We start from the raw sequence: 736 nt of genomic DNA, 5'->3' as shown, positions 1-736 counted from the left end.
GCCCGCTCGGTCAGTCGACCACGGCGGTGGGCCGGCTCGCGGACGTGGCGCCGACGGCGGTCGGGGGCTCCCTCGCGCCCGCCCTGGGCGCGTTCGCCGTGGTGTACGGCGTGCCGGTGATGGGGTTCGCGCTGCTGTGGCTGGCGCTGTCCGCCGCGCTGGTGGTGCGGGCGCTGCGGCGCGGGATGCCGTTCTCGCTGGGCTGGTGGGCGTTCACCTTCCCCATCGGCACCTGTGTGACCGGCGCGGAGGCGCTGGCGCACCGGACCGGTCCGGTGGCCTTCCAGTGGCTCGCGGTGGGCCTCTTCGCCCTGCTGGTGACGGCCTGGGTCACGGTCTTCGCGGGCACGGTACGGGGGCTGATCGGCGGAGCGCTGCTCGCAGGGCCTCAGGCGCCCCGGCCAGGGACGGCCCGTACCAGGTGAGGAAACGCCCGTCGACCAGCTTGGCGGGCAGCCCGGGGAAGGCCTCGGGGCCGTCGTCGGCGGTGAAACGGTACGGCTCGTCGGGCAGGACCACGAGGTCGGCGCCGGACGCGCGCAGTTCGTCCAGGGGGATGCGCGGGTAGCGCTCGGCGTGGTCCGCGTACACGTTCCGTACGCCGAGCCGGGCCAGCAGGTCCCCGGCGAACGTGTCGCGGCCGAGGACCATCCAGGGACGGCGCCAGATCGGTACGACGGCGGCGCGCGGGCGGTACGGGTACGGGGGCGGCGCGGCCCACGCGGCCCGCGCGTCG

General features: G+C 76.4%; 1 protein-coding gene and 1 pseudogene. One reads left to right on the top strand and one right to left on the bottom strand.

The window, feature by feature from the left end; genetic code table 11:
- Positions 1–425 (top strand): annotated as a pseudogene (locus GT042_RS25790) (C4-dicarboxylate ABC transporter); the annotation flags it as partial.
- Here GT042_RS25790 and GT042_RS25785 read toward each other — a convergent pair.
- A partial coding sequence (locus tag GT042_RS25785) for a helical backbone metal receptor (RefSeq protein WP_237531175.1) occupies positions 331–736 on the bottom strand: 406 nt, incomplete at its 5' end. The pseudogene GT042_RS25790 and the gene GT042_RS25785 overlap by 95 nt on opposite strands.

Source organism: Streptomyces sp. SID3212 (assembly GCF_009865405.1).
In the GTDB taxonomy this organism is placed as follows: domain Bacteria; phylum Actinomycetota; class Actinomycetes; order Streptomycetales; family Streptomycetaceae; genus Streptomyces.
Note: the sequence above shows the minus strand (reverse complement) of the source record. Positions and strands in the feature narration are given on the sequence as shown.